The sequence below is a fragment of the Vitreimonas sp. genome (assembly GCF_035627415.1).
Classification (GTDB): domain Bacteria; phylum Pseudomonadota; class Alphaproteobacteria; order Caulobacterales; family Aquidulcibacteraceae; genus Vitreimonas.
Window position 1 is genome coordinate 189,842 of the sequence record NZ_DASPLU010000006.1, and the last position, 25,386, is coordinate 215,227.

Consider the following 25,386-nt stretch of genomic DNA (forward strand, 5'->3'; position numbering starts at 1 on the left):
CGGACGGCGCCCATAAGGAGCGCTGGCGCGGGACGCTCCCAGGTACAGAGCTGGACAATTGATCTACCTGCCGATCGCCGAAATGCCGGTGAACGTGCTGCTCATCTTGTTGGTGAGCGGCGGGGTCGGCTTCGTGTCCGGTCTCGTCGGCGTCGGCGGCGGCTTCATCATGACGCCGGCGCTGATGTTCATGGGCGTGCCTGCTCCCGTCGCCGTCGCGACCGGCGCGAGCCAGATCGCGGCGACTTCGTTCTCCGGCATCATGACGCAGACCCGGCGCAAGTCGGTCGACTGGCGCATGGGCATGCTGTTGTCGACGGGCGGCATCGTCGGCAGCGCCTCGGGCGTGTGGCTGTTCGAGCGTTTGCTCGCGCTCGGCCAGCTCGATCTCATCGTTTCGCTCCTCTATCTGCTGCTGCTCGCGAGCGTCGGCTTTCTCATGCTGCGCGAGAGCTATCATCATTGGCGCGGCCGCGAGGCGCAGGGCGTTTCAATCCTGCGCCGCCCGATCAAGACAGTGGCGCACACCTTGCCCTTTCGCCTGCGGTTTCCGCGTTCGGGACTCTATATCAGCGTCATTCCTCCGCTCGTGCTCGGCTTCGGCATCGGCGCGCTGGCGGCGATCATGGGCATCGGCGGCGGCTTCATCCTGATCCCGGCGATGATCTATCTCCTGCGGATGCCGACGAACGTCGTCATCGGCACGTCGCTGTTTCAGGTGCTCATCACGGCCTCGCTCATCGTCGTGCTGCAGTCGGCGGCGACGCAAACAGTGGATCTCGTGCTCGCGGGCCTGCTGATGCTCGGCGGCGTCATCGGCGCCCAGATGGGCGTACGGCTGGGCGCAGGCCTCAAAGGCGAGACCGTTCGCGGCGTGCTCGGTGCGCTGCTGCTGGCGGCGAGCGCCAAATTCCTTTGGGATCTCGTGGTGCCGCCGGCCGAACGGTACGTGTTGGGCGGGGGGCTGTGGTGAAGCGGCTCGTTCTCGCGCTCTTCTTGCTCTGCTCGCCGGCGGCGGCGCAGGCGCCGGCGGACGTAGCCGACTTGCCCGCGGGCGTCGCCGAAGAATCCATCGTCGTGAGTTCGGATTACCGCGGCTCCTACGTGACGGTGTTCGGCGTCAATCCCGACCGCCGCGGGCGCGGCGACATCGTCGTCGTCGTACGCGGGCCGAACGAAAGCGCCGTGGTGATGCAGAAACGGCGTGTGTTCGGGCTTTTGGTCAACGGCGATCCCGTGCGCTTCAGCGAAGCGCCCTCGTTCTTCGCGGTCTTGAGCAACCGGCCGCTCCGCTCGATCGCGAGTCCGCAATCGATCTGGCGTTATCAGCTCGATCCTGCGGCGTCGGCTCAGCTCGAGAGTTCGACGGGCGACACCGACCCTTCGGCCTACCGCGCCGCCTTGGTGCGGTTGCGGCGGGCGCAAGGGTTGTATCAGGAGTTCGCCAGCGGCGCGACGCCGGATCAGCGCAGCGGGCTCACCATGTACCAGGGCGGGCTCTTCCGCGCCGTCGTGCGCTTGCCCGCGAATGCGCCGATCGCGCAATATCACGCCGACACTTATCTTTTCCGCGACGGGCGGCTGATTTCGGCGCAACGCATTCCGATCAGCATCAGACGTGTCGGCATCGAACGGCGCATCCATGATCTCGCTACCAAGTTTCCCTTCATTTATGGGCTTTTGACGGTGATGCTCGCGCTTGCCGCGGGATGGGTCGCGGCGTTTCTGTTCCGGCGCACGTGAACGAGCCGCCGCCCCTTCTTCCGCGCGCCGCGCTGCGGCTGGGTTTCCTCGGCCTTGCGCCGCTTGCGGTCGGCGCACTGGTGTCGTTGTCGCAGCATCACGAAACGGCGCTGTTGGGGGCGATTGGGTTTTCACTCTATGCGGCGGTGTTGCTTTCGTTTCTGGGCGGCGTCCGCTGCGGCTTCGAACTGATGCGCGCGCCGCAGGCGCCGGAGGGTTTGCGGCTTCTGTTCAGCGCTTTGCCGGCGCTTGCCGGGTGGGCGCTGGCGTTGTTGGTCGTGCTCGTGCCCGCGGCGATTGCGGCGGCCTCCGCGTTCGCGGGACTGTTCGCGGCGCAATATGCCTGGGATCACCGCAGCGCCGCCGACGCGGGCGCGCCGCTCTGGTATCCGCTGCTGCGCCAAGTGCTGACGGGCGGGGCGATGATCATCTGCTTGCTCATTCCTCTCGCGACGGCTTTGCACCGGATCTAGTCGGCGAGCAGCCGATCGCCCACCACCGGCAGCACGCGGTCTTTGCCCAGCACCAGCGCCGTCACGCCGTCAGCGAAGAGCGGCGCGTAGACGTCGTCACACACATTGAGCCCGCCGGTGAACGCGCCGAACGCCGGCATGACCAAGCGCGTCCCATCTGTCGCGAAGCACCTCCGCCGCACACTGCGGCCGCGGCCGCTGACTTTCGCGCACGGATGCAGATGGCCGGCGATCTCGCCGGGCGCGGCGCCTTCCGTCGGTTCGTGTCGCAGCACGAGCGAGCCGATGTGCAGCACCTCGCGCACAGCGCCACCGAGCGTTTCCGGCGCGCGGCCGTCGTGATTGCCTTCGACCCAGATCCAATCGCAGCGCGACATGAGCAGCTTCAGCAGATCGCGGTCACGCGCATCCATGCGCTGCGGGCCGCCGCCGTCGTGGAACGAGTCGCCGAGCGAGACGATGATGTCGGGCGAGAGGCGCAGCATGAGATCGGTGAGCTTCATCAGCGCCGCGTGCGTGTCGTAGGGCGGCAGCATCTGACCGCGGATCGCGTAGGCCGAGCCCTTTTCGAAGTGGATGTCGGAGACGATCAGCGTCTTCGCGTCGGCGACCCAGAGCGCGCCTTCCGGCAGCGCCGTCGCCAGCGTGTCGCCGAGCTTGAATTCGACATTGGCGCCCGCGATCGCCATCGGCGGCATCGCCCGCGCGCTCTTACGGCGCGGACGTTCCGGCTTCGCGGCGGGGCGATGCAGCATCGGCATGGGCGGCGATCAGACCGGATTCTTCAGGGCGTGACGATGGGAAAGTTGGGGTCCGGTGTATCGAACACCTGGTTCAAGCCTTCAAGGGCGCGTCTGTCGCCGCTGATGCGGATGGTTCCGGATATCACCGCCCGCCGCATCGTCCCGGTCGCCATCGCCCGAAGGAAGTCGGCGCGGGATGCCGTAAGCGTGGGAGCCCGCTCCAGCGTCACGTCGCGCTCGTGCACCAAGACGCCATTGGCGATGCTGACGGCGAAGCGCTCGTTGCGCTCCGGGAAGACCAGGTTGAAGGCGAAGCGCCGCTCGCCCAGCCGCTCGGGATTGAGGCGCACGGCCAGCAGATCGAGGATGTACGAAGTCGGCGTGGCGGCGACGAGATCGGCGCTCTGCACCTGGCTCGGCCGGTTCGGCGGCCCCTCTTCCAGCTCGCGCGCGGCGACCAGATACATGTTGCGCCAGATCGCGCTCTCGGCCTGATACGCCATTTGCCGGTGCGTACGCGCGAGCAGCTGGCGCGCCGCGGCGTTGTCCGGCGCGGCGAAGACGAGGTGATTGAGCACGCGCGCAGCCCAGCGATAATCGCCTTCATCGAACGCGCGCTGGCCTTCCGCCAATACACGCTCGGCGCCGCCCATGGCGCGCACGAAGCGCGTCGCCTCCTCCTCCGGCGGCAATGGATTGAGATTGGCGGGATTGGCGTCGTACCAGCCCATGTAACGCTGATAGATGGCGCGGGAATTGTGCATCATCGTGCCGTAATAGCCGCGGTTGAACCAGCGGCTGGCGAGCGGCTCCGGAAGCCGCACCTGCTCGGCGATCTCGCGGTCGGTGTAGCCGGAATTCATCAGCCGCACGGTCTGATCGTGTAGATATTTGTAAGCGTCGCGATGGCTGGCGATGAAATCGCGCACCCGCGCGTTGCCGAAGCGCGGCCAGCCGTGGCTCGTGACCATGACCTGCGATTGATCGCCGTAGAGGCGCAGCGACTCGGTGAGATAGTCCGCCCACGCCTTCGCATCGCGCACGAGCGCGCCGCGCGGCGTCAGCACGTTGTGCATCGAGACGTTGGCGTTCTCGGCGAGGCACAGCACGCCGAGATCGGGCAGGAAGAAGTTCATCTCCGCCGGCGCTTCGGTCTCGGGCGTCAGCTGAAACACGATGCGGACACCGTCGATCGCCAGCGTCTCGCCGGTGCGCGCGATCGTGCGAGTCGGCGGGATCAGCGTGAACGTGCCGGCCGAGATGGCGAGACCGATGCCGGAGCTCATTTGTCCCTCGGGTCCGGGCGTGAGCCCAGAACCAAATTGGTAGAGCGCACGCCGGCCCATCGCGTTGCCGGCGATGACGTTCTCCGTCACCGCGTGCTCCATGAAACCATCCGGCGCGATGATCTCGACGCGCCCTGCCGCCAGAGCAGCCTCATCCACCACACCGCGCACGCCGCCGAAATGATCGACGTGGCTATGCGTATAGATGACGGCGACGACCGGTTTGGCGCCGATGTCCTCGCGATGACGCGCGAGCATCAGCGCTGCGAACGCGGATTCGGCGCTGGTCAGCGGATCGACGATGATGAGGCCAGTGTCGCCGACGATGATCGTCATGTTCGACACATCGAAACCGCGCACCTGGTAGACTCGGTCGGTGACCTGGAAGAGGCCGGCGCGCGCGAGCAGGCCAGCGTGACGCCACAGGCTCGGGTTCACCGTTTCCGGCGCCGGACCTCGCAGAAAATCATACGCCGTGAAGTCCCACACCACGCGGCCGTCGGCGGTGCGGATCTGCGGCTCTGGGTTGGCGGCGATGAAGCCGCGCGCGGCGAAATCCTCGTCCTCGCGATCGCTCCATGGCAGCGTGCGCGAAAACTCCGCATTCGCGGCGCGCGTGGCGTCGGTGACCTGAGCTTCGGCCGCGCCGATCAGCGCGATGCCGAGCGCCGCTATCAGTATGCTGCGCATCGTCTCCCCCGTCTTGTTGCAAGCTGCGCCGGCTCAGGGCCGAGCGCAATGCTGACGTTGCGTCGCGCGCATGGCTCGCGAGCGGCGCGACCCGCTCTGTTCGCAGTAGCCATCCTCACGCGAGAGCGAGAGGCGGGGCGCGTCGGACGCGCTGAGGTAGTCTCTAGTGTGCGTTGGCTGTCGCCAGACAACGCTGCGCGTCGAACGCGCCCCGTTGCGGTCTGTGCTCGCCGGCGCCGTCGCGGGAGGTGTATTCACTCCTGGAGGCGGCTCGGCCGGCGGCGTGTGTCGCCTTCCCCGAAGAAGACGCAGGCCCCAGCGGTTATGACCCCGCCGGCTTCAGGCTTCGCTTTCGCAACGCCTCACGCTCGACCGCAGCCCTCACATTTCAAAGCTTCGGAGCTCTTCGAAACCCTCTCGTGTGAGAGCAAGCGCATTATACTTCAGCTTTCCAGCGGTCGGATTGATTTTGTTCGGCTCGTTTGTTTTCAGCGGGTTGCGCGCGAAAAGCCGTGGATAGAGGCGGTTGCTATCCCCGCATCCAGGCGTGGAGCTTGACGCTTCAGAAGCAGATCGGACTCGCCGGCGCCTCGCCAAATATGCCGAAAGGCCCCGCCTCCAGACTCGGTTCCGCAAGTTCGGCGGGCCTCACCTCCTCTGTCATCGCGCTTGCGCGCGATGACAGCTCCTCCATCGAGGAGGAGCGGGGCGCTATGCTTGGCGCGGCTGTAGCTATTTGGGCGGATGCTCTAGCCCCATGCCCGAAAGGCCGTCAGCTCATCGCTTCTTCGATCAGCGCCGCGGCATCCGCCAGGATGGCCTCCTCCGCCTCGCCTTGGACGCCGACGCGGCCCATTTCCAGCATCACCGGCGCGGCGAACGGCGAGACGTGGGGCAGGTCGCGGTGGATGATGCGGCCTTTGACGCGCCGCAGCAGCGCGCCGACGCGGCGGAGATCGAGATAGCCTTCGCCGGCGTCGGCGAACGCGGCCTGCATCAGGATGTGATCGGGCTCATACTGCTTCAGCACGTCGTAGATGAGGTCGGATGAGAACGTGACTTGGCGGCCGGTCTTCTTGGCCGCGCCCGGCATCTTGCGCTCGATCATGCCGGCGATGACGGCGCATTTCGAGAATGTCGACTTCATCAGCGTCGATTCCGCCAGCCAGCTTTCGAGATCGTCGCCCAGCATGTCCTCGTCGAACAGCGCGTCGAGATCGAGATCGCCCATGGGCTCCAAGCCCCACACCGCCATCGCGTATTCACTGGCGAGGAAGCCGAGCGGATGCTTGCCGGCGCGTTCGAGGCGGCGCGTGATGAGGACGCCCAGCGTCTGCTGCGCGAGGCGGCCATCGAACGGATAGGCGACGAGATAATGCTTGTTGGCGCGCGGGAAGGTTTCGACCAGCATCTCGTCCGGCGCCGGCACGATCGAGCGCCGCTTCTGCAGCTTGATCCATTCGCGCACTTGCGGCGGCAGGTTCTTCTGCTTCTTCGGCTCGTGCAGCATCTGCCGCACGCGATCGGCGAGGAAGGTCGAGAGCGGAAACTTGCCGCCGGCGTACGACGGAATGCTTGGGTTCTCGGCGCCGACGGCGGGCACGACCAGCGCGTCGGTTTCGCGCTGGCCGATGAAGCGCAGCACCTGGCCAGCGAAGATGAAGGTGTCGCCGGGCGTCAGGCCTTCGATGAAATATTCTTCGATCTGCCCGAGCCTGCGGCCGGCGACGAGCGGGCGCGGACCTTCGCTTTTCGGCGTGCCCGGCCGCGGGCGGGCGCCGACACTGTGCGCCATGCGCACGTCGAGCATCTCCGATTCGACGATGGCGCCGACATTCATGCGATGCTGCTGCGCGACGCTGGCGTTGCGCGCGCGCCAGCGGTGGGTGTGCGGATCCTGGACGATGCGGCGGTAGCGGTCGTAGGCCCTGAGCGCGTAGCCGCCGGTGGCGACGAGATCGATCGTGCGATCGAACTGCGCGCGCGGAAGATCGGCATAAGGCGCCGTTGAGACCACTTCCTCGTAGAGCTCGTCGGCGTCGAACGGTTCGCCGCAGGCGCAGCCCATGATGTGCTGCGCCAGGCAATCGAGGCCGCCGATGCGGCGCTGTTCGCCGTCGAGTTCGCCGTCCATCACCGCATCCTGCGCACAGCGGCATTCGAGCACTTCGAAACGGTTGCTCGGCGCGAGCAACGCGCGCGAGGGTTCGTTGTAGCGGTGATTGGCGCGGCCGATCCGCTGCACCAGGCGCGAGCAGCCTTTGGGTGCGCCGATCTGGATAACGAGGTCGACATCGCCCCAGTCGATGCCGAGATCGAGCGTCGAGGTGCAGACCACGGCGCGGAGCTGGCCCGCGGCCATCGCCGCTTCGACCTTGCGCCGCTGGCCGACATCGAGCGAGCCGTGATGCAGCGCGATCGGCAGCGCGTCGTCGTTGATGCGCCAGAGCTCCTGGAACGTCATCTCCGCTTGTGCGCGCGTGTTGACGAAGACGAGCGCCAGCTTCGTACGTTTGATGGCTTCGTAGATTTCCGGCATCGCGTGGCGCGCGGTGTGGCCAGCCCAGGGGATGCGCGCGTCGGAATCGAGCACATCGACGACCGGCTGCGCGCCGGGCGGAGCGCGGACAATCACGCCAGCTATTCCCCCTCCCCCTTGCGGGGAGGGGGTTGGGGGGCGGGGGGCGTGCAGACGATCAGGCGCCTGCGCGGCGGAACGCCCCCCCTCCGGCCGCTTCGCGGCCATCTCCCCCGCAAGGGGGGAGGTTTGTTCGCGCGAGCCCAACAGCCAACGCACCAGTCCCTCTTCGTCCGCCACCGTCGCGCTCAGGCCGACGCGGCGATGCGCCGGCGCCCAGCGTTGCAGGCGCGCCATGGCGAGGGCGAGGAGATCGCCGCGCTTCGTCGGGGCGAGCGCGTGGGCTTCGTCGATGACGATCGTCTGCAGGTCTTCGAAGAAGACGCGCGCGTGTTCGGAGGCGATCAGCAGGCAGAGCTGCTCGGGCGTCGTCAGCAGAATATCCGGCGGATGCGCGCGCTGGCGTTGGCGCTTGTGCGGCGGCGTGTCGCCGGTGCGCGTTTCGATCCGCACGCTGAGTTTCATTTCGCGCACCGGCGTCTCGAGATTGCGCGCGACATCGGTGGTCAGCGCCTTCAGCGGCGAGATGTAGAGCGTGTGCAGCTTGTGCGGCCGGCGCAGCCCGCCCTGCTCGGCCAAAGGCGCCAGCTCGATCAGGCTGGGCAGGAAGCCGGCGAGCGTCTTGCCTGCGCCGGTCGGCGCGATCAGCAGCGTCGAGAGCCCATCTTGCGCCCGCCGCACCAGTTCGAGCTGATGCGCGCGCGGGGCCCAGCCGCGGCTGGCGAACCAGGCGGCGAACGGCTCCGACAGAACGGGGACGCGGGCGTCCATCGACCGTTGATCCTCGCTTGGCGCGCGCTTGTCGACGCCCTATTGCGCAAGCGGCCCGCGCCGCCAACGTGGCGGGCCGATGTGGAGTTTCAATATGCGTTTTGTGTTCTTGGCCGCCGCCGCGGCGCTGGCCGGCTGCGTCGCCGTCGACGTCACCGAAACGGGGCGGCCGAGCGTGCGGGAATCCATCGTGCCGGCGCAGGCGCAGCGGGCCTATGACGAGCTGCACTTCTCGCCGGCGATGCGGGCCGGGGATTACGTGTTCTTGTCCGGCGTCGTCGCCGGCTTGCCCGAGAGCCAGCGCGGTGATCCAGCGGCGGTGGACGCAGCGTACGAGCGCGCCTTCCGCATCGTCGGAATGGTGCTCGGCGAGGCCGGCGCCGAGTGGAGCGATGTGGTCGAGATCACCACCTATCACACCGATCTGCCGGCGCAGTTCGAGGCGTTCTCGCGGGTGAAGGACCGCTATGTCCCCGAGCCCTATCCGGCTTGGACCGCGATCGATGTCGACCGGCTGTTGCCGGACGACGGCATGGTCGAGATTCGCGTCATTGCCTACGCGCCGCGCGACGGCGATTGAGCGGCGCGACGGCGCATGGCATCAAGGTGGTATGAGCTATCGGTCGCTCGATCCGCGCCATATCGTCAAAACCATCGAGCGGCTGCAGGAGCGGATCGACAGCCGCTTTCCGGGCGCCGGGCTCTCGCGCGTCTGCGGCGAGCTGTTGGCGACCGCGCATCAATCCTCAGGCCACGCCGCAAAGCTGGCGGAGCGCAACTGGCCGCTCAGGATCACCGTCGGCGTGATCCTGGCGCTCGGCGTCGCTGCTCAGTTCGCGGCGGCGAAGCTTCTGCACCTGGAGCGGTTCGAGGCCAATATCAGCCTGCTCGGAAGCCTCGAGGCCGCGGTCAACCTGCTCATCCTGTTTGGCGGCGCGGCCTGGTTTTTGCTGACGCTGGAGGAGCGGTTCAAGCGCCAGCAGGCGCTCGATGCGCTGCACGAACTGCGCTCGCTGGCGCACGTCATAGACATGCACCAGCTGACCAAGGACCCTACCGCCCTGGTGCAGGAGCGGGCGCCGCCACGTGCGATGACGGCGTTCCAGCTGACGCGCTATCTCGATTATTGCGCCGAGATGCTGGCGCTGATCGGCAAGCTGGCGGCGCTTTACGCCGAGCGGGTGCGCGATCCGGTGGTGATCGAGGCCGTCACCGAGATTGAGAACCTGACCACCGGTCTTGCGCGCAAGATCTGGCAGAAAGTCTCGCTGATCGGCGAACTGGAGGAAGGCAAACACGGCTGAGCTTTTACCAGTCGTAAACCCTTCCTTTCAGCGAATTCTAAGCAATCGCCGTTAGCTTAGCGGGCTGTCTCGGGGGCCTTGCGCAGTCATGAACGGCGACGAATTCGATCCGTCCGGATTGACCGCGCTGGTCGTCGACGACAACCATTTCGAACGCGGCATCTCGCTCGACCAGCTGCGCAGCATGGGCTTTCGCCGCGCTCTGGGCGCCGCCAACACGATGGAAGGCTGGGACACGCTCAAGAAGGCGAATCCCGACGTCATCATGCTGGAATGGTTCGACGGTGCGGGCGACGGGCTCGATTTCGTCCGCCGCGTGCGCCAGAGCGAAGAGGCGCCGAACCGGGCCGCCAGCATTTTCATGCTGACCTCGCGCGGCGCTTTGGCCGATGTCGAAACGGCGCGGCGCGCGGGCGTCGACGGCTATTTGAGGAAACCGATCTCGGCGCTGGCGCTGCAGCAGCGCGTGCGCACGGTCGTCACTAATCCCCAGCCCTTCATCGCGACGCCCACCTATGTCGGCCCCTGCCGGCGCAGGCGGCGGCCGGACCTCAACTATCTCGGCCCGCGCCGCCGGCTCGACGACGCCGCCGACGCCTCGCTCGACGACGCCGAGATCGAGGTGAAGGCGCAGCTCGCTCGCGCCAGCGTCGCCGCGCTCGAGGCGCACGCGAAGGCGCTGACCTCGGGCGACGCGAAGGCGGCGCGGCACGTGTTCAAGGCGGCGCAAGGGCTGATCGAAGTGGCCGAACAGATCGGCGATGCGATGCTCGCCTCGGCGACGCGGGAAATGGCGCGCTATCTGCAGGCGCAAGGCGCGACCGAGCGGCTCGATCCCGAAGTCGTGCGCACGCACGTCGCGGCGCTGCACCAGCTCGCGCACCTGCCGCACGCTTTGGGCGGCGAGCGCGAAGCCGTGGCCAAGAGCCTGAAGCGGATGGTGGACAAGAAGCTGCGCCAGCTCGCGAGCGACGCGGCTTAGTCCGCACGCCGCTCGGGCGGCTTCACGAACAGCAGCAGCGCAAAACCCGCGATCAGCAGGATGGCGATCGAGGCGAAGCCGGCGCGTTGGCTTTGGTACGCGTTGGTGAAGGTTTCGACGAGCAGCGGTCCGAGCCAGACGGTGGCGGATCCGGCGAGCGCGTAGAGGCCGAACAGCTCCCCTTCCATGCCGGCGGGCGCAAGCCGCGCCATCAGAGTGCGGCTGGAGGCATAGGCGGCGGTGATGGAGATGGCGATGATGACGGCGAAGGCCATGTAGCCAAGCTCGGGCGCGGTGCGAAAGAACGGGCCGTCCCAGGCGATCGCATTGGGATCGACCGGGATGAAGAACAGCATCGATGTCGGCGTCATCGACACCATGGCGATCAAACAGAGAAAGGTGACGCCGATCTCCAATGTCACCGCGCGCTTGGGGCCGACGCCGTGATCGAGCCAGCCGCCGACAAAGCCGCCGAGCACGGCGAAAATCGTCAGGATGACGCCGAAGGCGAGCATCTCGATGAGGCCCCAGCCCATCACGCCGGCGGCGTAGATGCCGCTGACGATCAGGATCGCGGTCTTGCCGTCGGCGTAGAACATGCGGGCCAGGAGAAAGAGCGCGACGTTGCGATAATCGCGCAGCTTGCGGATGGTGCGCACGACGTTGCCGACGCCGTGGCGCATGGCGTCGAAGAAGCGCTCGCCGGTCGTGTCGAGATCGCGCGTGTAGAGGAAGATCGGCGCGGCGAAGACGAGCAGCCAGAGCGCACAGACGATGGCGACGCTGCGGCTGGGCTCATGCGCGGCCGGATCGAGCCCGAACAGCGGCGCGTTCGGCAGAAACGCCCAATCCACCTGCCCCGGCAACGCAATCGTCAGCAGCACGAAGATCAGCAGCAGCACCGACGAGAGATTGCCGAGCGCGAGGCCGAGGCCGGAAACGTGCGGCAGCACGTCATGATGCGCCGCGCGGGTGATCATCGAATTGTGCAGCACCTCGGAATACGCGAACGAAATGCCGGCGAAGATGACAGCGGCGCCGACGCCCCAAAGCGGTAACCCTTGTCCGCCCGGCATCGCCCAATATTGCGCAGCTACGCTCGCTGCGAGCGTAAGCGTCACCGCCGCCAGCATCGGCTTGCGGCGGCCCATGCGATCGGTCGCTGCGCCGAGAAAGGGCGCGGTGAAGGCGACGAACAGGCCCGATATCTTGTGCCAGCCGGTGACCATCGCCTGGCCGCGCACAGGATCGCCGACAACGACGGTCGAGATGTACGGGCCCAGCACGTAGATGACGCACAAAAGAACGTACGGGTTGCGCGCCCACTCGTAGAGCGCCCAGCTCCAGGCGCCGCGGTCGATGCGAGCGGACGGCGGCAGCTAGTGGGTTCCTTTGAGTGCGGCGGCGGTTTCGCCGGCGATGCGCCGCAGTGCGGCTTCAGCGGCGGGCGATGCGGTGGGAAACGCGATGAAGCCGTGCGGCAGCGACTCGAAGCAATGATAGCTCGTCTTCACGCCGGCCTCCTGTAGACGATCGGCGTATTGCTTGCCTTGGTCGAGCAGCATGTCGAAGCCGGCGGTGTAGACCAGAGCCGGCGCAAGGCCGCGCAGATCCTCGGTGCGCAGCGGCGAGATGCGTGGGTCGCCCGGGTCGACGGCGCCGGGCAGGTATTGCTTCATGAAGAAGTCGACTGTCTCCGCCGTCAGCGGCCAGGCGTCGGCGAAATCGTGCATCGACGGTGTTTCGGAGGTGAAATCGACCGCCGGATAGATCAAGAGCTGCAGCACCGGCGGTTTCGTTTTGCGAAATTCCTGAGCGATGATCGCAGCAAAGTGCCCGCCCATCGAGTCGCCGCCGACAGCGGCCTTGCCGACCGGCGCGCCGAAGCGCGCGGCGTTGTCGACCGCCCATTGATAGGCTGCGATGCAGTCTTCGAGGCCGACCGGAAACTTGTACTCGGGCGCAAGCCGATACTCGACCGACATGACCGGCGCGCCGGCCTCCTTCGCGAGCATGCTGCAGAAGCGGTGCGCCGTTTCCAGCGATCCGACGACGCCGCCGCCGAAATGAAAATAGACCAGCATCGCCGCGGAATTGTCGCGCACGGTGGGCAGATAGAGCCGCGTCGGCACCGAATGGCTGCGGCCCGTCACGTACTGCTTCTCGATGCGAACGCCGCCGACCGGCTTGCCGCCGAACAGGTCCGAGCCGGCGTCGGTCTGCGCGCGCAGGATGTCGACCGTCATCCGCTCCCACGGAAGCGCCCGGGCGCGCGCCTGCGCCTCCAGGAACTGGAAGCGCGGATCGAGCGTCATACCGCGCACCGTGCGCGGCTCGCCGCCGGACGCCTTCACAAGCGCCTCGTTCGAACGCGACAAAGCAAGATGGACAAGCGCCTTGCGCAGCCAGGACAAGTCTTGCGTCTCCTCGGGTCAGCCTTGGCGCGGCGCGCCGTCGAGGCCCTTTAGGATGAGTCCAGTGGCGAAGTCCGCAGCCGCGTCGATGTCCGGCGGCGAACGGCGCAACATGGCCGAACCCACCTCTTGCGCGATGCCGATGCAGGCGCAAGCCAGATAATCGGCGTCGACGCGCGGCGCATCGCCATGGGCGATGGCGTCCTCGAGGCTTTGCCGCACCTCTTGGTAAACCGCCATCATCTCCGGCGTGTCCATCCGCACATGCGGTCGGCGCTGGTCGATCGGTAGGCCTTCGGGCGCGTTGTCCTCGACGATGAAGCGGAAGTAGGCGACGAACGCGCTGTGGAGATAGTCATCGAAGGACTTCGCGTTCTCACGAGCATGGCGGAGGATCGGCCGGAAGCGGCGGGCGCCGTCGTCGGCCAGGGCCTCGAACACCTCTTCTTTCGAGCGGAAGTAGTTGTAGAAGGTGCCGGAGGCGAGCTCGGTGCCGCGGATAATGTCGCGCACGGTCGCCGCCTCGTAGCCGAGCTGGGCGAAGACCCGCCGGGCGGCCACGAGAATGGCCTGCCGGTTGGCCACCTTGGTCCGCTCGCGCTTGCCGATCGGCTCGACGATCGCCGTCTCGTTCATGTGCATCTCTTAATGTCCAACGTTATGGCGGCACAAGAGTGACGCGCCGTCAATTTCTATGGTTGGCGACAGGCGGCGGGCGCTGGTAGCCAAGGGCATGAGCGACGAAACGCCCCCGCCCGCCGCCTACGCCGCAGGCAACGACCCGCTCGAGCGGGTCAAGGCGATGATCCGGTTTACGCCGCAGGCCGCCGCGCTCGGCATGGAGGTGACGCGGATCGAGCCGGCAAGGGTCTGGGGCCGCGTGCCCTACCGGCCGGATCTGGTGGGCGATCCGGAGACCGGCGTCATCGCCGGCGGCGTGCTGACGACGCTGCTCGACACGATTTGCGGCATGGCCGCGGTGGCGGCGATGGAGAGCCCGACCACGGTGGCGACGATCGATCTTCGCATCGACTACATGCGCGCGGCCGAACCCGGCCGCGACGTGCTGGCGGAGGCGCACTGCTACAAGCTCGGCCGCTCGATCGCGTTCGTGCGCGCCGTCGCCTACGAGGATAGTCCCGACAATCCGATCGCGCACGTGGCGTGCGCCTTCATGGTCAATTCGAGCGCAGGCCGTAAGTTCGGCGCGAACGTGCGGAAGAAGACGTGATGAGCGACACGCCGCAACAGCGCGTCGCGGCCGCGTTGGAGCGCATTCCTTATGCGCGCTTCCTCAATCTGCGCGCCGAACTCAAAGGCGATGAACTCACTTTGGTGATGCCGTACAGCGAACACCTGATCGGCAATCCGATGCTGCCCGCCTTGCATGGCGGCGTGGTCGGCGCGCTGATGGAAGTGACGGCGCTGACGCAACTGGCGATTGCGTCGAAAAGCGAACGCTTCCCGAAGACGATCGACATCGGCATCGATTATCTGCGCTCAGGCCGGCCGGTCGACACGTTCGCACGGGCGCGCGTCGTGAAAATTGGACGACGCGTTGCGAACGTGCAGGCGGAAGCCTGGCAAGGCGAAAAGAGCCAGCCAATCGCCACGCTGCACGGACATTTCATGACGCCGGAGGTGGAGGGCGGGTAGCTGCTTGAGCTAAGCCGACCCGCTGCGCCCTAATTCAGCACGCCGAACAGAAACAAGAGAATGATGATCGGCAGCGGGATGCCGATGGCCCAGAGGATGCAGCCTTTGCCGAGTTCTTCCATGGCGGCGTCTCCTCAGATCCGGGGTTTGCTCTGATACGCAACGCCGTCGTCGAGGCGCGGGCGCGTTTCCCATTTCGGGTGATGCGAGCCGAGCCAGGCGCCGGCGATCGATCCGGCAAGCCCTAGCGAGAGCGCGCCAACGGTCCACCAGGCGATCGTTGCGAGCGCGTCGGCCGTGTCTTCGGCGGTCGCGAGTTCGCTCGGGGCGGCGCCCTCGGCGTCGGTGGCGTCGCTCAATTCGCCGATGGTTTCGGCGACGCCCGATGGAATGGCGTCGCCGCTCGCGGTTGCGCCCGCGGTGAAGGTCGCGATCAGGATGGCGACGACGACGGCGAGCGCCCACACCATGAAGCCGGTGAGCAGGCCGCCGAAATGATCGGGAAAGCGCGCGCCGCGCGCGGCGATGTAGGCGCCGATCTGGAACGCCACCAGCTGCGCGAAGATCACGTAAAGCCCGCCGCCGATGCTGATGGTCTCGTCCTGGCGGTTGATCTCGAACGGGTTGAACGCCGAAGCGCCGATGGCGAGGCCGAGCACGTTCAACAGAAAGCCGATCGCGATCGCGGCGACGGCGCCGGCGACGATCGTCGGCCATTGGATCAATGGATGCGCGTAGTGGCGCCCCGCCGTGGTGTAGTCGGGCTCAAACAGGTAGGCGACCATGGACGTCCCTCCGGTCGAATATTGCTCGACCGGTAACGTGTGCCCGCCGGTTCCGTTCCCCTACCTAAGCAGCGTTCTTGCGCCGGGTGAGCGCGGCGAAATCGTGCAGCAGCTGCTCGGTGACGGCGCCCGGCTTGAAGGTCAGCCCGGCGATTTCGCGCACCGGGGTGATCTCGGCGGCCGAGCCGGTGAGGAAGCATTCGCTGAATGTCGGCAGCTCGTTCGGCCACATCGCGCGCTCGACCACTTCGATCCCGCGCTGGCGCGCGAGACCGATAACGGTTTGGCGGGTGATGCCGTTCAAGAAGCAATCCGGGTACGGCGTGTGCAACACGCCCTCGCGGACGAAGAAAATGTTGGCGCCAGTGCCTTCGGCGATCTGGCCGCGCCAGTCGAACATCATCGCGTCGTCGAAGCCGGCGTCGGTCGCGGCGTGGCGCGAGAGCGTGCAGATCATGTAGAGGCCGGCAGCTTTCGAGTTTGCGGGCGCGGTGTCCGGCGCCGGGCGGCGCCACGGCGCGATCATGAGCCGCACGCCCTTCATCTTGTCGGCGAAGTAATCGCCCCACTCCCAGGCGGCCACGGCCACGTGCACGTCATCGCGCTTGGCCGAGACGCCCATCTGCTCGGAGCCGCGCCAGGCGATGGCGCGCAGGTAGCAGTTCGGCATGTTCTGCTTGGCGATCAGGTCGGCTTTGACGCGGTCGATCTCTTCGGCGCTGTACGGCAGGCTGAAGCCGAGGATGCGCGCGGACTTGTGCAAGCGTTCGCTGTGCTCGCGGCTTTTGAACACGACGCCGTCATAGGCGCGCTCGCCCTCGAACACGGCCGAAGCGTAGTGCATGGCGTGGGTCAGCACGTGGACGCGCGCCTCGCGGTGCTGGATGAATTCGCCATCCATCCACATCCAGCCGTCGCGGTCGTCATAGGGCTGCGCCATACGTTCCTCCTGCTATGATCCCCTTGCCGAGCCGGCGGACGAATGGGAAGGTCCGGCGGCCAGGGTTGGTTTTTGAGGATAATCGGTGTCGCGCGACATGCCTGTCAATCAAGCCGCGGCGGTGGCGGCGATCTATGCCTCAAAACCGAGCCAAAAGCGAATGGATAAGCCTCAGTCGCGGCATTCCGATGGGCTCACCCGCACATGAGTGCCGCGCCCGCCTTCGACGCGCTCGACCGGCCGCCGCATCTGCTGCTGGTCGATGACGACGACCGCATCCGCGAGCTTCTGAAGCGCTACTTATCTCAGGCCGGCGCGCGGGTCTCGGCTGCCGCCGACGCCGCCGGGGCGCGCAAGCTGCTCGAGAGCATGGATTTCGACCTCCTCATCCTCGACGTGATGATGCCGGTCGAGGACGGGTTCTCGCTGGCCGAAAGCGTGCGGCGCAGCTCGAAAGTGCCGATCGTGCTCTTGACCGCGCGCGGCCTTGCCGAAGACCGCATCCGCGGCCTCTCGATCGGCGCGGATGATTATGTGCCGAAGCCGTTCGAGCCGGCGGAGCTGGCGCTCAGGATCAACGCGATCCTCCGCCGCACCGTCGCCCAGCGCGGCGAAACGCCGGAGCTGGTGACGTTCGGCCCATTCAGCTTCAACAGCGCGCGCGGCGAGCTTTCGCGCGACGGCGCGCCGGTTCGGCTGACGGAAGCGGAAGTCGCGCTGCTGCGCGTCCTGGCGGCGCGGCCGGGCGAAGTGGTGAGCCGCGAAGAGCTGGCCAAGCGCACCGGCGCCGGGCTCGAGCGTTCGGTCGACGTCCAGGTGACGCGGCTTCGGCGCAAAACGGAAACAGATCCGCGCGCGCCGATCTATCTGCAGACCGTGCGCGGCGTCGGCTACAAGCTGGCGGCGGATTGAATGGAGCCGCAACCCAAGTTCCGTATCCGCGACATCCTGCCGAAGGGTTTGTACTGGCGGACGCTGCTGATCATCGTGGCGCCGGCGGCGCTGCTGCAGCTGATCATCACGCTCGTCTTTTTGGACGATCACTGGCAGGCGACGTCGAAGCGCATGAGCCAGGGCGTCGCCGCCGATGTCGCGCTGATCATTCAATTGTTCGAGCGCAATCCGACGGCGGAAAACCTGGAAGACTTGCAGGCGTTGGCGATGCGCCCGCTCCGGCTCGAAGTCGAACTGCAGCCCGGCGCGCCGCTGGAGATTCCGCGCTGCCGGCCCTGGGGCTCCACGCTCGACCGCCACTTCCTGCGCGCGCTGCGCCAGGATATCGGCCGCGAGATCTTCTATGATTCCACCTGCCCCGGCCCGCAGGTGATCATCCGCGTGCAGACGCCGCGCGGCGTGCTGCAGCTGAAAGCTTTCCGTGACCGGCTGCAGGCGCGTTCGGGCCCGCTGTTCGTCGCCTGGATTTCCGGCGCGACCGTGTTTCTCATCATCGTGTCGGTGATCTTCATCCGCAACCAGGTGCGGCCGATCGAGCTGTTGGCCGACGCGATGGAGCAGTTTGGGCGGGGCGAGGACACCGGCCGCTTCCGCGTGCGCGGCGCGCGCGAAGTCCGCGGCGCAACCAACGCCTTCTTCGACATGCGCGAGCGCATTTCGCGTCACATCGAGCAGCGCTCGCAATTGCTCGCGGGCGTCAGCCACGACTTGCGCACGCCGCTGACGCGCCTCAAGCTGCAGCTGGCCTTGATGCCGCCCGCGCCCGAGATCGATGACGCCAAACGCGATCTCGCCGATATGGAAGAGACGCTCGACGAATACCTCGCCTTCGCCAAGGGGCTTGCAGAAGAGGCGCCGGAGCGGGTCGATGTCGGCGCGCTGGTCGACGACATCGTCGAGAACGCCGAGCGCAACGGCGCGGCCGATGTGGCGGTTGAAACCAGCGGCGATGTGACCTCGCCTGGGCGCGCCCGCGCGCTCAAGCGCTGCCTCGCCAACCTGATCGACAACGCCGCCGCGCACGGCGACCGGGTGCGCATCAAGGTGCAAGGCGAGGACGACGCCGTGCTCGTCTGCGTCGACGACAATGGCGCCGGCATCCCCGAGGATTTGTACGAGGAGGCGTTCCGCCCCTTCTCCCGGCTCGACGCCACCCGTTCGCGCAACCAGAAGGGCGTCGGTCTTGGCCTCGCCATCGCCCGCGACGTGGCGCGCAGCCATGGTGGCGACATCCTGCTGAGCCGCAGCCCGCTCGGCGGCCTGCGCGCGACCTTGCGCCTGCCGCGGCCGGCATGAGCTGTAGCGACGATTGCGCCTCGCCCGGCAATGTTCGCGGCTGTGGACGGCGCAGCGGCCGGCCTCGCCCGCGCTGCTATGCCTTTGCTCTTTAAGCCGGTTTAGCCGAACCCGCACTGCGCGCGGCGCTGGCTTTCGGGCTGTGAGTAAGCCCGATCTCTGCGCCGCGGCGCTTCCAAAGCCGTTAGGATAGTTTTAAGGCTTGGGTTCGGCGGGGACCGCGGGGTTCGAAGCAGGGTGTCGGCGATGGATGACGGTGAAAGCATGCGCTTCGAGCGCGCGCGGATCTGCATCGACTTCGGCACCGCGCTGTCGAAGGCCTCGATCTGCCTCGATCCGCTGATGCCGCTCGAAGTGGGCGTGAAGCCGCTGCCGATTGGCGCCATTGCGCGCGCGGAACATCCGCTGCTGACGCCATCGGTTCTCTACGTCGACCAGGGCCGAATTTTCTTCGGCCCAGCCGCATTGGAACATGCGCGGCGGGGCGTCGACAGCGCGCGTGATCCGCTGCTCTCGTTCAAAACTGTGCTGGGCGCCACCGACCCGAACGCGGCGCTGGCGGCGAAGCTGCGTCCGTCCATGGACCCGACGGGCACATTCAAGGCGCGCGATGCGCTCGTGCTCTATCTGGCCTATCTCGACCAGCTGATCCGCGAAGCGATCGATCTTGCGCCCAACATTCCGAACATCGCCGCCAATGCGCGCCGGCGTTATACGAGCCCGGTGTGGCGCCCCGGCAGCGGCGTCGACAAGACGTTCGAAGCGATCTTCAACGAAGCCGCCGCGGTGTCACAGCGTTTGAGCCGCCTTCTGATCGAACCCGAGGGCGTCTCGATCGCGCAAGCCAAGGACGCGCTCGACCGCGCCGCCGCGCAGCCCGGCAATGGCCTCATGGAAACCGGCGTGTTCGAACCGCACGCCGCGGCCGCGACCGCGCTCGCCTTCACCAACGCGCCGACCCGCTACGTGCTTGTGTTCGACATGGGCGCCGGCACTGTGGACATGGCCGCGTTCGAGTTCGACGAGCGCACCGATCCGCCGGCGCTCTCCGAGATCAAGGAAGCGCGCCAATGCAGCGCGCTCGCCGGCGACGAGATCGACCGCATCTTGGCCGAGCTCTACATCCGCAAGCGCGGCGGCGAGAAGACGCGCGAGGACGAACTGAAGCTGAAGCGCACCATCGTGCTCGCGGCGCGCGATTTGAAGCGCGAACTGTTCGCCACCGGCAAGTGCTCGCTGAAGACCGGCTGGATGGCCACCACCATCCGCGCCAACGAGCTGATGGAAGACCCGAACTTCCGCACCTATCTGGGCGCCCTGCGCCAGACCATCGCCGCCAGCTTGCAACGCGTCATCGCCCGCGCTGAATCGCAGGGCGCCGATGTCGTCGACGTGGTGTTGGCCGGCGGCGGCTCGCGGCTGCCGTTCATGATCGATCTGGTCAAGAGCGCCGGGCAGATGAAGCCGAGCCGCGTCGGCTTGCGCATCGGCCCGCTCTCACCGGCCAACTCGCTCTATTCCAGCGTCGATCACTCGCTGCGCGACGCCTTCCCGCAAATCTCGATGTCCGTTGGCGGGGCGCTGGTGGAGATGATGCCGGCGGCCTAGAGGTGAATAGGGAGTAGTGAGTAGCGAATAGGGCGCCAAAAGCCCTCAGCACCCCATTCGCTACTCACTATTCGCTACTCACTCACCTTCCCCGCCAGCTCCGGAAACACCTTCGACACTTTACCGAGCAGGTAGTCGCCGTATGTGCCGCTCCAAGCGTGGACGTTGGCGCGGTCCCAGCGTTCGCCGCTGTCGTCTTGCGCGTTGGCGTGCGCGGGGAGTGGGACAATCTCGGCGTCCCAACCGGGATCGAAGAAGAACGGAAACGAGAGCCGGCTCTTGCCGCTGATGTTGCGCACGCGGTGCGGCGTCGATTTGTAGCGCCCGCCAGTCAGCCGATCGAGCATGTCGCCGATATTGCAGACGAGCGCGCCTTCGATTGGCGGCGCGTCGGTCCAGCCGTTCGGCGTCTTCACCTGCAGTCCGCCATTCTCGTCCTGCGCCAGCAATGTCAGCAGGCCGTAATCGGTGTGCTCGCCGACGCCCCAACTTTCGCGATCGTGCGCCGCGGCGGGATACTCGAAGATGCGGAACAGCAAGGTCGGCCGGGCCGTGTACGTGCGGCGAAAATACTGGCGCTCGAGACCAAGGCTCAGCGCCACGCCTTCCATGATCGCGTGCGCCGCACGTGCGGCTTCGTCCATGAAAAGCAGCACCGCCGGCTTCAGGTCGGGCGCGTCCGCCGGGAACAGATTTGCGCCATGCAGCGGCAGGCCGGCGGCGACGCGCGGATCGTCGGGGCCAAGCTCTTCGCCGAAATACAAGCCCTGCTTCAAGTCCGGCTTGCCCGAGGTCAGCTCGCCGCCGACTGGAAAGTAGCCGCGCCAGGCGCGGCCGCCCTTCGCCATGGCGATGTCCATCTTGCGCGCTTCCGGCAACGCGAAGAAGCGCCGGCTCGCAGCGTCGAGCGCGGCCAGCGTTGCGGCGCTGACGCCATGACCCGCCGCATAGAAGAAGCCGAGTTCGCGACAGGCGCTGCCGATCTCGCGCGCGGCATGTTCCCCCTCGCCGGCCAGCAGGGGCGCAACGTCGATGACAGGGAGTGGAGCGGCGGTCATAACCCGCATCAAAGCACGGGCGTCCGACAACGCAAGAAATCGCGCCACGTTGTCGGATCATCCCGGCGCCGCTCGTCCTAGGGTCGAACCGAAGGAGACATGTCATGCGCAAAGTGATCACCGCCGCCTTCATTTCCATGGACGGCGTCATGCAGGCGCCGGGCGGGCCGGAAGAAGATCCGACCGGCGGCTTCGACAAGGGCGGCTGGGTCGCGCCGCTCATTGATGAGGAGTTCGGCAAGGAGGTCGACAGCTTGTTCGGCGAGCCGTTCGACCTGCTGCTCGGGCGCAAGACCTACGAGATCTTCGCGGCGCACTGGCCGTTCGCCGAAGGCCTCGGCATGGACGAGATCGCCAAGCCCTTCAACGCCTGCACGAAATATGTCGCGAGTCGCAAGGGCGTCGATCTGACGTGGAAGAACTCTGTGCATCTGAAGGACGCCGCCGCCGACGTCGCCAAACTGAAGCAGGAAGACGGCCCGGCGCTCGTCACCCAGGGCAGCGGCAATCTGATCCAGACGCTGCTGGCCAACGACCTGATCGACGAGATCAGGACGCTCACCTTTCCGCTCGTGCTCGGCAAAGGCAAAAAACTGTTCGAGGAAGGCCTGCCGCCGATGGCGTTCAAGCTGACGCACAGCAAGGTCTCGCAGAACGGCATCGTCATCGCCCGCTATGAACGCGCCGGCGAGGTCAAGCCTGGCGACATCGCCATGATCGTTCCGCCGAACGAACTCGAACTGAAGCGGCGCGAGCGGATGAAGCGCGAAGGCTGACGTCCCCCTGCTCCCCTTCGATAGGGGAGCCGTCGTCCGGCGGCGGCGTTACAGCGTGAAGCTTGCGAGCTTGCGGCTGAAGTCCGTGGCGGCGGTGGACCAGCTGTCGGACAGACGGCTGACTTCCGGGGCGACCAGCTCGTCGTACTGGATCGCCGCCATGGCGATGAGCATGAAGGCGAGGCCGCCGAGCATGCGCCACTGCGCATCGGCGAGGCGACGTAGCCGAGACTTCACACCGCTCAGATCGATGACATAACCGAACATCACGCGCGCCTCTTGGCTAATGCGCGTTCATCATTGCGCGCGAAGCGTAAATAAGAGCTGACCAAAAAGTTTACGCGCGGACGAAATGCAGTTGATTGTCAGCCGATGCGCACGACGAAGCGCTTGCGCATCGGTTCGACGACGCGCCATACGCCGACGAAGCCCGCCTCGATCACAAAACTGTCGCCGGCTTGGTAGCGTTGCGCGCCGCCGCCCTCGGGCGTCAATTCGCATACGCCTTCCAGCATATGACAGAACTCCCACTCGTCGTAACGGACGCGCCACGCGCCAACATCGGCGGCCCATTCGCCGACGTACGTTCCATCGCGCTCGTAATCGAGCCGCGTCTCCGTCATCGGCGCGCCGTCGACGATGCGGTCGGCGTCGATCGGCTTGAAGTCGGGCGCGCCCTCGCCGCGGATGGGGTGGAGCTTACCGCTCACGCCGGACTGACTTCGTCGCTGCTTTTCGGCTTCGCCTCGAACCCCGCCCATCTGCCGAACATCTCCTCCGCGCGGCGGAGGTTCTTGTCGAGCGAGGCCATGGTCTTGGCGAAGTCGCCGGCGTCGTCGCCGCGCCAAGCGGCGCGGGCCTGGCCGATGATGACGCCCAAGCCCTGCGCGCGCGCATTGCCGGTCATGCCGTCGGCTTCGAGACCGGCGAGCGCCAGCACCCAGCGGGCGCAGCGGACGTGACGTTGGTGCGCGGCGGCGAGCAGAGTGGGATCGCGATCGTGCCCGTGCTCCATCGCCAGCACCGCCTCGCGGTGCGGCTCCATCGCTTCGAACCGGCGCATGATGAGATCGAACAAACGGTCGCGCACGCTTTGGCCGGCCGTCAGCTGATCGAGGTTCTCGCCGATGGCGCGGTCGAACGCCTCCTCGACGCAATCGGCCGCTTCGCCGAGGCTGGCGCCGTAGAAATCGGAGACCGGGCGGCTGGCCGCGTCGGCGAGCTTCACCAAAGTCGCTTCGCGCCAAGCGCCCGAGGACGCCAGCGAAAGCGCGGCGCGGGCGAGGTCGCGCCGGAGCGCGGGATCGTGCAGGGACATGAGACGATCAAGGCGACGGCGGCGGACGCCGTCAAGGCGAAACCAGTCTCAGCCCTTGCCGAGGTCGCGGGAGCGTTGGGCGGCGGCGGAGACGGCGCGGCGGAGCAAAGGGCCGAGACCGTCGCCGGCGCCGAGAATGTCGAGCGCGGCTTCGGTGGTGCCGCCGGCCGAGGCGACTTGCTTGCGCAGCGCGCCGGGCGCTTCGCCGGTCTCGAGCATCAGCGCGCCGGCGCCCGCGACCGTGCGGCTCGCAAGGCGCATCGCCGCTTCGCGGTCCAGCCCCTCCTGCTCGGCCGCCGCGGCCAGCACTTCGGCGAGCAGGAAGACGTAGGCCGGGCCGGAGCCGGAGACCGCGGTGACGACGTCCATCAGCCGCTCCGCCGCGATCGGCTCGACCGCACCCAGCGGCTCCAGCAATTGCTCGATCAGCCGGCGGTCCTCGGCCGTGCAGGCGGGCGTTGCGACATAGGCGGTGACGCCGCGTCCGATGCGGGCCGGGCTGTTCGGCATGCAGCGCACAACGCGCTGGGCGTTGAAGGCGCGGCCGAGCGTCTCCAGCGTGACGCCGGCCATGATCGACATGATGCGGGTGTCCTCGCCGACGAACTTGCGCGCGCTTTCGACGACGGAAGGAAACGTCTGCGGCTTGACCGCCAGCACCAGCACGTCGACGGGGCCCGCGTCCGGCGGATTGATCACCGCGCCGGCGGCGTCGAGCTCGCGCTCCAGGTCGGGATCGAAATGGGGCTCGACGACGGTTAGCGTCAGCCCGCCGCCCTTGCGGACGGCCTCGATCCAGCCGCGGACCAGCGCGCCGCCCATGGCGCCCGCGCCGACCAGAGCGATCGATGGAGACTCGAGGCCGCTCACGCTTCTCCGCAGACTTCGAACAAGGCCGCTTTGGAAGCGTCCTCCGCCGACATGCCGCCGAGAATAAGGAATTGGAACGCCGGCTGGAAGCGCTCCGCCGCATCCATCGCTGCGGCCATCATCGCCTGCACCTCGCCGATGGAGATTTCCTCGCGGCCGATCATCGGCATGGCGTGACGGAAGATGATGGTGCCGTCGTCGGACCAGACGTCGAAATGACCGAGCCAGAGGTTCTCGTTGATGAGCCCGGCGAGGCGGATCGCTTCGGCGAGGCGCGATTTCGGCGCCTGGATGTCGAACCCGAGCGTGAACAACAGCGCCGGCAGCTCGCCGCGATAGGAGAAGTAGCCGACGCTCTCGCCCCAATGGCAGCGGAAGGAGAAGTGGACGTCCCCGTCAGGCGCGCGTTCGCTCTTGAAGCGGTCGTCGGAAGCGATGACGGACTCAACCGTGTCCAGCGGATCGACCGCTGCTTCAGGTTCGTCGTCGAGCCAGAGATCCATGAGCGTCCCCTTCGAGCTCAAGGGCCGCGAGCGGCGGCCGGGTGGTCGATCTCTTCGCCTTGGGTGCGCGCTTTGAGCGGACGCGTCGAATCAAGCCCCTGCCTACAAGGTAAGCGCCGCGAGTGTTGCGCGAAACTTAACGCGACAGGTTATCCCCGAGCGGCGCGTGCATTGCGGCGGCCCTGGGTTCCGTGTTCGGCTTGGACGAGCCCCGGACTGACGAGCTAGCGCGCGCGATCCGCTGTGGCGCTACTCTTTCGCGCTCAGCGCCGCTTCCAGCGCGGCGATGCGGTCGCGCAGCGCATCGGCTTCAGCGCGGGCTTCGGCGGCCATCTGCTTCACCGCTTCGAACTCGTCGCGGCTGACGAGGTCCATTTCGGCGACGAGACGGTCCGCCTGGGCGCGCATGAAGCTCTTGGCCTCATCGCCCATGCCCTGGGCCATACCCATCGCGCCGGTCATCAAACGGGCCAGATCGTCGAACACGGAGCTTGTCGTTTGCATGTGGACCGAACCTTTCGGCCTACTTAGAAACCCGGCTCACGGCCGGGGCAATGCGGCGAAACGGCTGAAGTCAG

General features: G+C 67.0%; 27 protein-coding genes. 12 read left to right on the forward strand and 15 right to left on the reverse strand.

All coding sequences use genetic code 11. The features are described from left to right. The first annotated feature begins 82 nt into the window (after window positions 1-82). From VEA80_RS04105 to VEA80_RS04115, 3 genes are read left to right on the forward strand one after another with little or no spacing between them, the layout of a single operon-like run. Complete coding sequence (locus tag VEA80_RS04105; RefSeq protein WP_414731491.1) at window positions 83-973, forward strand: sulfite exporter TauE/SafE family protein; 891 nt, start codon at window positions 83-85, stop codon at window positions 971-973. After that, window positions 970-1,743: a TIGR02186 family protein gene (locus VEA80_RS04110; RefSeq protein ID WP_325059424.1), complete on the forward strand. Its 774-nt coding sequence runs from the start codon at window positions 970-972 to the stop codon at window positions 1,741-1,743. Before VEA80_RS04105 ends, VEA80_RS04110 begins: the two co-directional genes overlap by 4 nt. Then, complete coding sequence (locus tag VEA80_RS04115; protein WP_325059425.1) at window positions 1,740-2,216, forward strand: DUF3429 domain-containing protein; 477 nt, start codon at window positions 1,740-1,742, stop codon at window positions 2,214-2,216. The genes VEA80_RS04110 and VEA80_RS04115 overlap by 4 nt, the downstream gene beginning before the upstream one ends. On the opposite strand, the gene pdeM is transcribed toward VEA80_RS04115, so the two are convergent. From pdeM to VEA80_RS04130, 3 genes are all read right to left on the reverse strand, one after another. Next, window positions 2,213-2,977, reverse strand: a complete 765-nt coding sequence (gene pdeM, locus VEA80_RS04120) for a ligase-associated DNA damage response endonuclease PdeM (protein WP_325059426.1) — start codon at window positions 2,975-2,977, stop codon at window positions 2,213-2,215. The genes VEA80_RS04115 and pdeM overlap by 4 nt on opposite strands. A gap of 23 nt (window positions 2,978-3,000) precedes the next feature. Next, window positions 3,001-4,935, reverse strand: a complete 1,935-nt coding sequence (locus tag VEA80_RS04125; protein ID WP_325059427.1) for an alkyl/aryl-sulfatase — start codon at window positions 4,933-4,935, stop codon at window positions 3,001-3,003. 772 nt (window positions 4,936-5,707) lie between these two features. After that, complete coding sequence (locus VEA80_RS04130; protein WP_325059428.1) at window positions 5,708-8,344, reverse strand: ligase-associated DNA damage response DEXH box helicase; 2,637 nt, start codon at window positions 8,342-8,344, stop codon at window positions 5,708-5,710. A 94-nt stretch (window positions 8,345-8,438) separates the two neighbouring features. Between VEA80_RS04130 and VEA80_RS04135 the strand changes: the two genes are divergently transcribed. The 3 genes from VEA80_RS04135 to VEA80_RS04145 all read left to right on the forward strand — a co-directional run bounded on the left by VEA80_RS04135 (window position 8,439) and on the right by VEA80_RS04145 (window position 10,630). Continuing rightward, a complete protein-coding gene (locus VEA80_RS04135) occupies window positions 8,439-8,924 on the forward strand; it encodes a Rid family hydrolase (protein WP_325059429.1) in 486 nt (161 codons plus the stop codon). A 31-nt stretch (window positions 8,925-8,955) separates the two neighbouring features. Beyond that, complete coding sequence (locus VEA80_RS04140; protein ID WP_325059430.1) at window positions 8,956-9,648, forward strand: hypothetical protein; 693 nt, start codon at window positions 8,956-8,958, stop codon at window positions 9,646-9,648. Window positions 9,649-9,736: 88 nt separating this feature from the next. Then, on the forward strand, window positions 9,737-10,630 hold the full coding sequence (locus VEA80_RS04145) for a response regulator (protein WP_325059431.1): 894 nt from the start codon (window positions 9,737-9,739) through the stop codon (window positions 10,628-10,630). Here the strand turns inward: VEA80_RS04145 and VEA80_RS04150 are convergent. From VEA80_RS04150 to VEA80_RS04160, 3 genes are all read right to left on the reverse strand, one after another. Continuing rightward, window positions 10,627-11,916: an MFS transporter gene (locus VEA80_RS04150; protein WP_325059432.1), complete on the reverse strand. Its 1,290-nt coding sequence runs from the start codon at window positions 11,914-11,916 to the stop codon at window positions 10,627-10,629. The two genes, VEA80_RS04145 and VEA80_RS04150, sit on opposite strands and share 4 nt — an antisense overlap. Before the next feature lie 93 nt (window positions 11,917-12,009). Then, window positions 12,010-13,044, reverse strand: a complete 1,035-nt coding sequence (locus VEA80_RS04155; RefSeq protein WP_325059433.1) for an alpha/beta hydrolase — start codon at window positions 13,042-13,044, stop codon at window positions 12,010-12,012. 18 nt (window positions 13,045-13,062) lie between these two features. Continuing rightward, window positions 13,063-13,680 (reverse strand): TetR/AcrR family transcriptional regulator, encoded by a 618-nt coding sequence (locus VEA80_RS04160; protein WP_325059434.1) that lies wholly within the window; start codon window positions 13,678-13,680, stop codon window positions 13,063-13,065. 97 nt (window positions 13,681-13,777) lie between these two features. Between VEA80_RS04160 and VEA80_RS04165 the strand changes: the two genes are divergently transcribed. Together VEA80_RS04165 and VEA80_RS04170 are read left to right on the forward strand one after the other, a co-directional pair. Beyond that, a complete protein-coding gene (locus VEA80_RS04165) occupies window positions 13,778-14,275 on the forward strand; it encodes a PaaI family thioesterase (protein ID WP_325059435.1) in 498 nt (165 codons plus the stop codon). Further along, window positions 14,275-14,700: a PaaI family thioesterase gene (locus VEA80_RS04170; protein WP_325059436.1), complete on the forward strand. Its 426-nt coding sequence runs from the start codon at window positions 14,275-14,277 to the stop codon at window positions 14,698-14,700. The genes VEA80_RS04165 and VEA80_RS04170 overlap by 1 nt, the downstream gene beginning before the upstream one ends. A 134-nt stretch (window positions 14,701-14,834) precedes the next feature. Here the strand turns inward: VEA80_RS04170 and VEA80_RS04175 are convergent, their stop codons facing one another. Continuing rightward, window positions 14,835-15,485: a hypothetical protein gene (locus VEA80_RS04175; protein WP_325059437.1), complete on the reverse strand. Its 651-nt coding sequence runs from the start codon at window positions 15,483-15,485 to the stop codon at window positions 14,835-14,837. A 64-nt stretch (window positions 15,486-15,549) separates the two neighbouring features. Next, window positions 15,550-16,425: a branched-chain amino acid aminotransferase gene (locus VEA80_RS04180; RefSeq protein WP_325059438.1), complete on the reverse strand. Its 876-nt coding sequence runs from the start codon at window positions 16,423-16,425 to the stop codon at window positions 15,550-15,552. Between the two features lie 204 nt (window positions 16,426-16,629). Between VEA80_RS04180 and VEA80_RS04185 the strand changes: the two genes are divergently transcribed. From VEA80_RS04185 to VEA80_RS04195, 3 genes are all read left to right on the forward strand, one after another. Continuing rightward, window positions 16,630-17,337 (forward strand): response regulator, encoded by a 708-nt coding sequence (locus VEA80_RS04185; RefSeq protein WP_325059439.1) that lies wholly within the window; start codon window positions 16,630-16,632, stop codon window positions 17,335-17,337. Further along, on the forward strand, window positions 17,338-18,675 hold the full coding sequence (locus VEA80_RS04190; protein ID WP_325059440.1) for an ATP-binding protein: 1,338 nt from the start codon (window positions 17,338-17,340) through the stop codon (window positions 18,673-18,675). It begins immediately after the preceding gene. A 246-nt stretch (window positions 18,676-18,921) separates the two neighbouring features. Next, on the forward strand, window positions 18,922-20,283 hold the full coding sequence (locus VEA80_RS04195; RefSeq protein WP_325059441.1) for an Hsp70 family protein: 1,362 nt from the start codon (window positions 18,922-18,924) through the stop codon (window positions 20,281-20,283). A 74-nt stretch (window positions 20,284-20,357) separates the two neighbouring features. Here VEA80_RS04195 and VEA80_RS04200 read toward each other — a convergent pair whose 3' ends face one another. Continuing rightward, window positions 20,358-21,341, reverse strand: coding sequence for an isopenicillin N synthase family dioxygenase (locus tag VEA80_RS04200; protein ID WP_325059442.1), 984 nt, complete (start codon window positions 21,339-21,341; stop codon window positions 20,358-20,360). A gap of 104 nt (window positions 21,342-21,445) precedes the next feature. Between VEA80_RS04200 and VEA80_RS04205 the strand changes: the two genes are divergently transcribed. Then, entirely contained in the window at window positions 21,446-22,117 is a 672-nt protein-coding gene (locus VEA80_RS04205; protein WP_325059443.1) for a dihydrofolate reductase family protein, read from the forward strand. Between the two features lie 48 nt (window positions 22,118-22,165). Here VEA80_RS04205 and VEA80_RS04210 read toward each other — a convergent pair whose 3' ends face one another. The 6 genes from VEA80_RS04210 to VEA80_RS04235 form a co-directional block, all read right to left on the reverse strand. Next, entirely contained in the window at window positions 22,166-22,384 is a 219-nt protein-coding gene (locus VEA80_RS04210; RefSeq protein WP_325059444.1) for a hypothetical protein, read from the reverse strand. 98 nt (window positions 22,385-22,482) lie between these two features. Further along, the gene (locus tag VEA80_RS04215; RefSeq protein WP_325059445.1) at window positions 22,483-22,827 is read right to left on the reverse strand and encodes a cupin domain-containing protein; all 345 of its coding nucleotides are present in this window, start codon (window positions 22,825-22,827) and stop codon (window positions 22,483-22,485) included. After that, entirely contained in the window at window positions 22,824-23,435 is a 612-nt protein-coding gene (locus VEA80_RS04220; RefSeq protein ID WP_325059446.1) for a hypothetical protein, read from the reverse strand. The genes VEA80_RS04215 and VEA80_RS04220 overlap by 4 nt, the downstream gene beginning before the upstream one ends. 48 nt (window positions 23,436-23,483) lie before the next feature. Then, the gene (gene proC, locus VEA80_RS04225) at window positions 23,484-24,305 is read right to left on the reverse strand and encodes a pyrroline-5-carboxylate reductase (RefSeq protein ID WP_325059447.1); all 822 of its coding nucleotides are present in this window, start codon (window positions 24,303-24,305) and stop codon (window positions 23,484-23,486) included. After that, window positions 24,302-24,808 carry a YbjN domain-containing protein gene (locus VEA80_RS04230; protein ID WP_325059448.1) on the reverse strand — a complete coding sequence of 169 codons (507 nt, stop codon included), beginning with the start codon at window positions 24,806-24,808 and terminating at the stop codon, window positions 24,302-24,304. Before VEA80_RS04230 ends, proC begins: the two co-directional genes overlap by 4 nt. Window positions 24,809-25,057: 249 nt before the next feature. Further along, on the reverse strand, window positions 25,058-25,312 hold the full coding sequence (locus VEA80_RS04235; RefSeq protein ID WP_325059449.1) for an accessory factor UbiK family protein: 255 nt from the start codon (window positions 25,310-25,312) through the stop codon (window positions 25,058-25,060). Window positions 25,313-25,386: the final 74 nt, after the last annotated feature.

Excerpts from the sequence above, each read along its gene's own strand:
- VEA80_RS04105 (WP_414731491.1), top strand. The coding sequence starts at position 83 with ATGCCGGTGAACGTGCTGCTCATCTTGTTGGTGAGCGGCGGGGTCGGC.
- pdeM (WP_325059426.1), bottom strand. The coding sequence starts at position 2,977 with ATGCCGATGCTGCATCGCCCCGCCGCGAAGCCGGAACGTCCGCGCCGT.
- VEA80_RS04125 (WP_325059427.1), bottom strand. The coding sequence starts at position 4,935 with ATGCGCAGCATACTGATAGCGGCGCTCGGCATCGCGCTGATCGGCGCG.
- VEA80_RS04130 (WP_325059428.1), bottom strand. The coding sequence starts at position 8,344 with ATGGACGCCCGCGTCCCCGTTCTGTCGGAGCCGTTCGCCGCCTGGTTC.
- VEA80_RS04135 (WP_325059429.1), top strand. The coding sequence starts at position 8,439 with ATGCGTTTTGTGTTCTTGGCCGCCGCCGCGGCGCTGGCCGGCTGCGTC.
- VEA80_RS04140 (WP_325059430.1), top strand. The coding sequence starts at position 8,956 with ATGAGCTATCGGTCGCTCGATCCGCGCCATATCGTCAAAACCATCGAG.
- VEA80_RS04145 (WP_325059431.1), top strand. The coding sequence starts at position 9,737 with ATGAACGGCGACGAATTCGATCCGTCCGGATTGACCGCGCTGGTCGTC.
- VEA80_RS04160 (WP_325059434.1), bottom strand. The coding sequence starts at position 13,680 with ATGAACGAGACGGCGATCGTCGAGCCGATCGGCAAGCGCGAGCGGACC.
- VEA80_RS04165 (WP_325059435.1), top strand. The coding sequence starts at position 13,778 with ATGAGCGACGAAACGCCCCCGCCCGCCGCCTACGCCGCAGGCAACGAC.
- VEA80_RS04170 (WP_325059436.1), top strand. The coding sequence starts at position 14,275 with ATGAGCGACACGCCGCAACAGCGCGTCGCGGCCGCGTTGGAGCGCATT.
- VEA80_RS04175 (WP_325059437.1), bottom strand. The coding sequence starts at position 15,485 with ATGGTCGCCTACCTGTTTGAGCCCGACTACACCACGGCGGGGCGCCAC.
- VEA80_RS04180 (WP_325059438.1), bottom strand. The coding sequence starts at position 16,425 with ATGGCGCAGCCCTATGACGACCGCGACGGCTGGATGTGGATGGATGGC.
- VEA80_RS04185 (WP_325059439.1), top strand. The coding sequence starts at position 16,630 with ATGAGTGCCGCGCCCGCCTTCGACGCGCTCGACCGGCCGCCGCATCTG.
- VEA80_RS04190 (WP_325059440.1), top strand. The coding sequence starts at position 17,338 with ATGGAGCCGCAACCCAAGTTCCGTATCCGCGACATCCTGCCGAAGGGT.
- VEA80_RS04195 (WP_325059441.1), top strand. The coding sequence starts at position 18,922 with ATGGATGACGGTGAAAGCATGCGCTTCGAGCGCGCGCGGATCTGCATC.
- VEA80_RS04200 (WP_325059442.1), bottom strand. The coding sequence starts at position 21,341 with ATGACCGCCGCTCCACTCCCTGTCATCGACGTTGCGCCCCTGCTGGCC.
- VEA80_RS04205 (WP_325059443.1), top strand. The coding sequence starts at position 21,446 with ATGCGCAAAGTGATCACCGCCGCCTTCATTTCCATGGACGGCGTCATG.
- VEA80_RS04210 (WP_325059444.1), bottom strand. The coding sequence starts at position 22,384 with ATGTTCGGTTATGTCATCGATCTGAGCGGTGTGAAGTCTCGGCTACGT.
- VEA80_RS04220 (WP_325059446.1), bottom strand. The coding sequence starts at position 23,435 with ATGTCCCTGCACGATCCCGCGCTCCGGCGCGACCTCGCCCGCGCCGCG.
- VEA80_RS04230 (WP_325059448.1), bottom strand. The coding sequence starts at position 24,808 with ATGGATCTCTGGCTCGACGACGAACCTGAAGCAGCGGTCGATCCGCTG.
- VEA80_RS04235 (WP_325059449.1), bottom strand. The coding sequence starts at position 25,312 with ATGCAAACGACAAGCTCCGTGTTCGACGATCTGGCCCGTTTGATGACC.